The organism is Proteus faecis (assembly GCF_030286765.1).
Lineage (GTDB): Bacteria > Pseudomonadota > Gammaproteobacteria > Enterobacterales > Enterobacteriaceae > Proteus > Proteus faecis.
This window is the reverse complement of the sequence record NZ_JASVWV010000033.1, coordinates 1-7,388: the sequence shown is the minus strand read 5'-3', so window position 1 is coordinate 7,388 and position 7,388 is coordinate 1. Positions and strand designations below refer to the sequence as shown.

At 58.1% G+C, this 7,388-nt stretch carries 4 protein-coding genes and 1 pseudogene; all 5 read right to left on the bottom strand.

Annotated elements, in window-relative coordinates:
- Nucleotides 1-687 (bottom strand): annotated as a pseudogene (locus tag QSH13_RS18135) (integrating conjugative element protein); the annotation flags it as partial.
- A 14-nt stretch (nt 688-701) separates the two neighbouring features.
- Entirely contained in the window at nt 702-1,697 is a 996-nt protein-coding gene (locus QSH13_RS18130) for a TIGR03756 family integrating conjugative element protein (protein WP_286047505.1), read from the bottom strand.
- A complete protein-coding gene (locus QSH13_RS18125; protein WP_286039446.1) occupies nt 1,694-2,134 on the bottom strand; it encodes a TIGR03757 family integrating conjugative element protein in 441 nt (146 codons plus the stop codon). Before QSH13_RS18125 ends, QSH13_RS18130 begins: the two co-directional genes overlap by 4 nt.
- A gap of 79 nt (nt 2,135-2,213) precedes the next feature.
- Complete coding sequence (gene taaP, locus QSH13_RS18120; RefSeq protein ID WP_286047528.1) at nt 2,214-4,439, bottom strand: trimeric autotransporter adhesin TaaP; 2,226 nt, start codon at nt 4,437-4,439, stop codon at nt 2,214-2,216.
- A 94-nt stretch (nt 4,440-4,533) separates the two neighbouring features.
- Nucleotides 4,534-7,386 carry a conjugative transfer ATPase gene (locus QSH13_RS18115; RefSeq protein WP_113355647.1) on the bottom strand — a complete coding sequence of 951 codons (2,853 nt, stop codon included), beginning with the start codon at nt 7,384-7,386 and terminating at the stop codon, nt 4,534-4,536.
- Nucleotides 7,387-7,388: the final 2 nt, after the last annotated feature.

The window sequence follows — 7,388 nt, the reverse complement described above, 5'->3', positions numbered from 1 at the left end:
AATGGCTTTCTGACCCGCACCGCCCCGTTTCTCCCCTCCTATCCACGGCACGCCGGCCTTACCGTCCGGCTTTTTTTCCACCTGATTCATCGTCCCGACCGCATCACCATCCCCGCTGTTGATAATGTTCCCGGCCTCTTCAAGTATTGCCGCCTGGGTCCACTGATTATTCTCTGAAAAGTCCATCATCCGTTTAGCCATGTTCTGACAGTTCAGCTGCGCCTTATCAAAAGCCACATTGGCCTGCAACACCCCGTTGGTCAGCATTTCATACAGACCGGGATTCGCCCGCTGGATAGCCATCGCCGGCAGACTGGCCACCGCCCCGGTGGCGTTCTGGATCACCTCGCTCATCAGATTCTTAAAGCCGGCCGTCACCCCGTTCAGCTGGTTGCCCACGGTGGTTTTGATATCAAAATTGCCGCACATCAGATCACTGTTCCAGCCCATGCTCATCCCCAGACGTTGCAGATTACTGCGCCCCGGTGGCTGGGATAACACCGTGCCGCCCCCCAGGTTGTAGTACAGTTTGTCGGAGACGGCGCCGGAGACATTCGCGCCGTAACCGATATCATTTGCGCCGGCGGAAAAATCCAGCGCTGCCCGGGCAGAGAATGCCGGTACGCTGCATAACACCATCAGTGTCAGCACCGGCGGAAAAAAAGTGTGTCGTTTTGCTTTCATCATCTTAAAATCCCTGCTTAAAACGTTGTGCTGTACAGAAATTTTTGCCCCATGCGCTTACAGCAGCTGTACGGCTGCCACAGTGCCCAGGCATAATTGCCGTCCTGCGCCTGCGGGCCGCTCTCATCCGGAAACACCGCACAGCTGTTTTTCAGCCCCGGCGACAGGCGCTGCCATTTATGGTTTTTTGTCCCGGTATTCTCCGTCACTGCCTCCGGCGGCCAGTAGCCATCCCGGCGGTTTCCTTTCAGGGGCACATAGGTATGCACCTGACCGGTACGGGTGATAATGTCTGCCACGCGCTGCGCAACCACCGCTGCCGCTTTATCCCCGTCCTGCTGGGTGACAAAACCGCTGCGCGGATAAAGATTTCCCCACATATTGCCCCGGCTCTGTGCCCCGATTTCCCGTTTCCCGGGGATCAGGGCTTCCGGATACGCCATTTCCGGCACACCGAGCCGCCACGGCACACTGTCGAGCGTGCTCAGGTAATAAGGAAACAGCGGTGTGGCCGCACTGTCACAGGAATACCCCGGGATACTGCCGCCGATAAGGGTGGTGGCCGGATGACCGATGGCATCCGCATAAAAAAAGTGCAGGGCGGTTTTACGTTTTGCCTCAAACTTCTGCTCACTGTTTCCGCCCCCGGCTGACACGCCGCTCAGCACGCCGGTCACGGCATTTTCAATCCCGCCGGACGCCCCGCTGACCAGTGACATTTCCTGCCACGGGTTTTCGCCCGGGGCATGGTAGGCCGAGACCACCACCTGCGGAATAAAATGCGACACCCGGACAGAAGTCTGGATCCGGCAGCCGCCCCAGCCGCACTTCAGCCAGTAGCAAATTCCGCTGATACGCCAGCTGATGCACGACGGTGACGCCGCAGAGGCCACCAGAGTGGCCGTACTCAGGCTGGCTTCCGCCACCGGCACCAGTGAACAACCCAGTAACAGTGCCCCCGTCAGGCGACGCCGCCGGCGGGAAAGGAAGGTACGACCTGATTGCTGTCTCATGATGCACCTCCGGTATCCTGCTGTTCCCGGTACTGCTGTATCTGCGTCACAGCCTGTTCAATATCGGTGGTGCCGTAAACCACCCACTGCGCATCCACCACCACCGCCGGCAGACGGACCACACCCAGTTGCCAGGCCTGAACCACGCCCTGATAAGCCTGCCGTAACGCCGTCTCTCTGGCCTGCCAGGCCGGACTTTGTAACAGGGCGGTGATTTGCGGGGCATCCGCTTCATTCAGTTCCGTACCCGGCTGAAGCAGGGCCTCATCCAGCAGACGCTCAGGCGCATCCAGATACACCACCTCAAACGGGATATCCGTCTGCGGCAGAGCGTCATCCTGCGTGGTATACAGCACCACTGCCGCCCCGGCAGTGAACGGCAGACATGACAGCGACAGCATCAGCAATCCGGAAAGGGATAAAAATCGTTTTTTCATTCGGTCAGTCCTCACAAACGAACGGTGAGAGAAGAAAAGAGCCTCAAAACCCGCCGGTCACCGGCGGGTTTTCTCCCTGCTACCAGCCCACGGCAAACCCGGCACCGATATTGGTATCGCCGCCGTTATTCCATGACACATTCAGGCGCACATTCGTATTCGCGGTGGGTTTATACTGCACCCCGGAAGCAATCGCCTGCGCATCACGGTAATGCCCCAGCGCCATCCCGAACGAAAAACGTTCACTGTTCACATACGGAATGGAGGAAATCGCCGTCACTCCGGCAATCCCCGCATTGGCCCGTTTTTCCACCTGATTAATTTTATTGTCGAGTTGTCTGAAACGCTGATCGGTATACTGCCGGGCATTGTCCAGCACCGTGTGGGTCGCCCGCCCGAACGTTTCGTCGGTATAGCGGTTTGCTGCCGCCAGCGTCTGTTCATCCCCCTCAATACGGGCCTGCTGCTCTTCCGTAATCCGCTTGTTTGTTTTCGCCTCACTGTACTGAATGCTCACATCGGTGTAGTTCATAGCATCCTTCAGCGTCTGCTTATCGCCGGCAATACGCGCATCCCGCTCCTCATCCAGCTGCCCTTTATTGACCGCATCGGTCTTTGCAATGCCGGCGGCCACATGCGTCAGAAAACGTTCCTGCCCTGCACGGCCGACGGACACGCTGTTATCCCGGTCGGCCAGGCTGCCATCGCCCAGTGCCACACTGTTTTTCGCCAGCGCCCGGGCATCCACACCCAGTGCCACGGATTTCTCGCCCAGCGCCAGGCTGTTATCCCCGACAGCCACCGCACGCTGTCCCTGCGTCAGCGTACTCTGCGCCTCATTCAGCGCTTTGTCCGCCGTCTGATATTCCGCCTGTTTCTGCGCCAGTTCGGCTTTCACCTTCTCCAGATCCCGGATGTTTTCCAGCTCGGATTGCGTCGGACGCAAATCAGACAACTTTGTATCCAGATCGGCGAGATCGTTTTCCAGCCGGGAAAGTTGTGTTTCCGCCTGCTTCAGGGCCTGATCAGCCACCGCTTTTTCCGCCGATAACTGCTGTTTCAGCTGTGTGGCCTGTGACGACATGGCCTGTGTGTGACTGAGCGCATTGTCCTGAAGGTACTGTTCCACTTTCTGTTTCAGCGCCTCCGGGTTGGTGTTCAGCCCGACGGTGTTATCCCGGGGACTGCTTTCCAGTACCAGCAGCTGCTGTAATTCTTCGGCATAATCCGGGCTGTCCGGCGATAAACTGTTGACCTTATCCAGCTGGATCAGGTAGTTCAGCTGATTCTCATAGCGGGTGAAAATACCGCTGACCATCTGATTAAAGGTGCCTTCATCGATGTTATCGAGATACAGCTCTGACAGGATCTGCTTCCCGGCCTCTGTCACCCCGGTTAACCCCTGCTCAATCTGCTGCCGGGCATTTTTCTGATAAGCCTGATACAGATTCTTTTTCCCGTCCGCAGAGGTGATCAGGGCGATTTTGGCCAGCTCTTCCTGATAACCGGCAATACCCTTCAGGGCCGCGGTATTCAGGTGTAAACGGGATAACAGCTGCTTCTGGTCATTATCCGTGACCGCATCCGACCACAGCATCGCTTTGTCACTGTGGCCGGCACTCAGTACCGGGGACAGGGCCACGCCCTGATAATTGGTCGTAATCTGGGAGCCGGTTTTTTCTTTGATGGTTTCATTAACCAGGGCACTTCGGGTTTTCGCTTCAATATAGGCATTGACATAACTGACATAAAACTGCGTGTCATTATTGACCGACGTATCCTGCTCAACCCTTTTTTTCACTTCCTGAGCCAGACGGTCAGCCTGCCCCTGCTGCCACAACTCCACAAAATCTGCATCCACAATCTGTGAAACCGCCCCCAGATTGCGTTCATAAATCTGTGCCATCCGGTCAGCGGCCTGCTGTGCCTGTGTCACCTGCTGCTGTTGCGCGGTACGCTGACCCGCTAAGGTCTCCTGTTGCTGCAACAACGGTTTCATTGCTTCCTGACGCTCCAGAATATTGCTGTTCGCCAGTGATTTACTGTCAAACAGGGCCTGTGTCTGCGTGTACTGCTCATGCGCCTGCGCCCGGTTCTGCAACAGGACATTCTGGGCTTTCATCGCCGTCTGTGCCTGTTCCGCCGTCATATTATTCCCCAGCGCCATACTGCCCTGCCCCACTGCCGTACTCTGCTGTCCGGTGGCCACGGCAGTGTCACCCAGCGACACATTTTTAGCCTGCAAAGCGCAGGAATAACTGACAGCCAGCGCCAAAAGCGTTACTTTAATTCCCGTCGTTTTCATGACGTCATGTTTCCTCTTTTTAACATACACAATGAAGCGGCCGGGTAAGCCGTGCTGCAACACGGCTTACCCACTCCCTGCTCCACCCGTTTCATCATCCCGGCTCCCGGGGCGGTAATCCCCGTTTCCGGTCAAGCTCATCCGCCACCCGGAATGCTGCTTCCAGCTCACTGCATCCGTATTGCTCCATCAGCACCCGACGTTGTTGCTTCTCCTCTTTTTCCGTCATCCCCAGTGCCAGGTACAGACTCGGCTGCACCACCCGGAACAGCGCCTCCACTTTCCGGGCCAGCACCACACCTTCCGTGTAACAGCCGGAGAGTTTGGCTGCCGACAGCAGCACCTGTTTCTGCTCTTCACTGAGCGTCTTAAAGCGGGCAATCGCCTCCACTTCCTTCTGTGGCATCGTCAGACACACCCACCACTCCGCCATATTGAGCATTTTCTCGGCACAGTCCGGGTAGTCATCCAGGTTCTGGGTCGCCAGCCACAGCCAGGCCCCCAGTTTCCGCCACATTTTCACCACTTTGGTCACATAGGGGGACAACAGCGGATTGACCGTCACGATATGTGCCTCATCCACCACAAAATTAATGTCCCGCGCCAGGTACTGATCCCGCTCGGCAATGTTGTTAATGGAGTTGATAAGACTCACCATCGTCAGCGCCATCTGGGCCTCATACCCTTCCCGGGCCAGATGCCCCAAATCAATCAGGGTCACATCCGCCTCCGGCCACAGTTCCCCTGGCTGATTAAACAGCTCATGCTCAAAACTGCCCGGTTCGGTAAACATCCCCAGGGATTCCGCCATTTCAGCCGCTTTCGCCCGGCGCTGCGGATTTAATGCCCGCCCTTCCTCTTCGCCTTCCCCCCGTGACAGGGCATACAATGCCTCCTGCAAATCCGCCGGCAGCATCTGCCGGCCCGCCGCATAAGACGCTCTGGCCCCCGCCATCAGCGCCCGGCGGATCATCGCCCGGTCAGCCCGCTTCAGCTCCGCTTCTTCCCGCACATCCCCGCCGGTGATCATCATGCGGGCGGAGATTTCCATTTCCCCCAGGATGTCACGCTGCTCATCATCCTCAGATTCGCTGTCCGTCTCGGGCAGCTCATCCGCATTCAGTGCCAGACGCTGTTCATCCAACGTCAGCAGCTGATGCGCATCCGCAAACAGCGGAAGACGCACCCCGCTGCCGGGTTTGACACTGACCTTATTGACACTCAGGCCCAGACTGGCGTAATAATCCGCCAGTAAACCGAAAGAGTTTCCGGCCTCCGCAATAAACAGACGCGGACGGCGGACCGCCATCAGCTGCGATAACTGTGCACATAACGTGGCGGATTTGCCGGCTCCGGTGGGACCGAATAACAACAGATGAGCATTCTGGGTACGATCCTGTTTATTCTGCGGATCAAAGGTCAGCACCCCGCCGCCCCGGTTAAAGAAGCTCCAGCCGGGATGCCCGGTGCCGGTGGTGCGCCCGGTCACCGGCAGTAATCCGGCCAGGTGCTGTACCCAGGTCAGGCGGGTATACCAGTGTTTTTTATCTGTCTGCGGATCAAAACACATCGGCAGGGCACGCAGATACCCGTTCAGCGGCGCCACATCGTATTCCGGTTTCACCGGCTCCAGACCGGCATTCAGCAGCGTGGCGGTGAGATCCACACGCTTTTTGTTCAGTTCCCCCACCGAACCGGCACGTAGCAGCAATGACAAGGACGCCCGGTAGAGCTTATGGCGGTGCCCCAGTAAACTTCTGGCGGTTTCCACATCCCGGCGGGTACGCTGCGAGTCGGTGTTTTCCCCCACCGAGTTTTTCCCCAGCCGGGTAAATTCCTGCTCCAGCGTATCCTGGGGCTGTGTGACGATGGTCATCGACAACATCGTCCCTTCCGGAAACAGGTCCATCAGCGCATTGATATTTTTGTCACCGCGCTTCTGCTCCCCTGTCAGGTGCCCCGGCCCCGGGGCTTTACGCAGTTTTTCGATGTTCACCACGCCGTGCGCCAGGTTATCAAACCACCACACCCCGTTTTCCACATCCGACCGGGGCGGGGTAAACCACAGCGTTTCCGCAAAATCCTTCAGCACCGGCAGGGTGCCCGGCATTTCCTCCGCCGCCGGCCAGTACGCCCCTTCCCGGTACAGTGTCTCTCTGTCCACCCAGTCCGGAGCCGGGTTGAAATGACGCAGCAACCACTGATGCACCTGCCTCCCGTCCTGGCGGATACAGTGCACCCCGGCACTGCCCAGACTGCTGACCAGCCGGTCACACATCTGATTGAGCATCGCCACCGGCGGCATCGGATCGGCATAGCTGTTCCCCAGCCGGCGGTAAACCACCATCCGGGTCCGGCGCTGCTGTCCGCGCCAGGGTTGTCCGGTCACCTCCGTGTCCTTAAACAGCCCTTCCGGGCGGGCGATCCCCCGCAAATGACGTGCCATTTCGGCCAGCCAGGCTTCGGTAAACGCCGTGCCCCGGGCCGCCGGCAGGATATAGTCCCGTAATGTCGCCAGCGTGACGCTCACATCATCCTCATCCTGACAAAAAAACTGCACCACCCACGGGTTGTCATCATGCTCATCCAGACTGTCCTGAAGCGCATCCTCCACCGCATCCCGGATTTCCAGCAGACGGTCACCGGAGCGCCCTTCCGTCGGCGCCGGCTCAACGGCATACACCGCCCCGACCGACACCCCGTCATCGAGCAGCAGGCACTGCTCCTCATCCAGAAATTCCACCCAGGGCAGGTAATCAATAAAAGACGGATTCGCGTGGTAAATCTTCTGCTCATCTGCCCGGGTCATTTTTCCCGGACGGGAAAGCGGCTCACGGGCTAAACCGGCATTCTCTGCCGGTGTACTGCGGTGTACGGTTTTGTCAGCCGTTTTTTCAGCAGAAACCGCCTGCGCTTTCCGGCGTGAACGGAATAATGAAAGCCCCATCA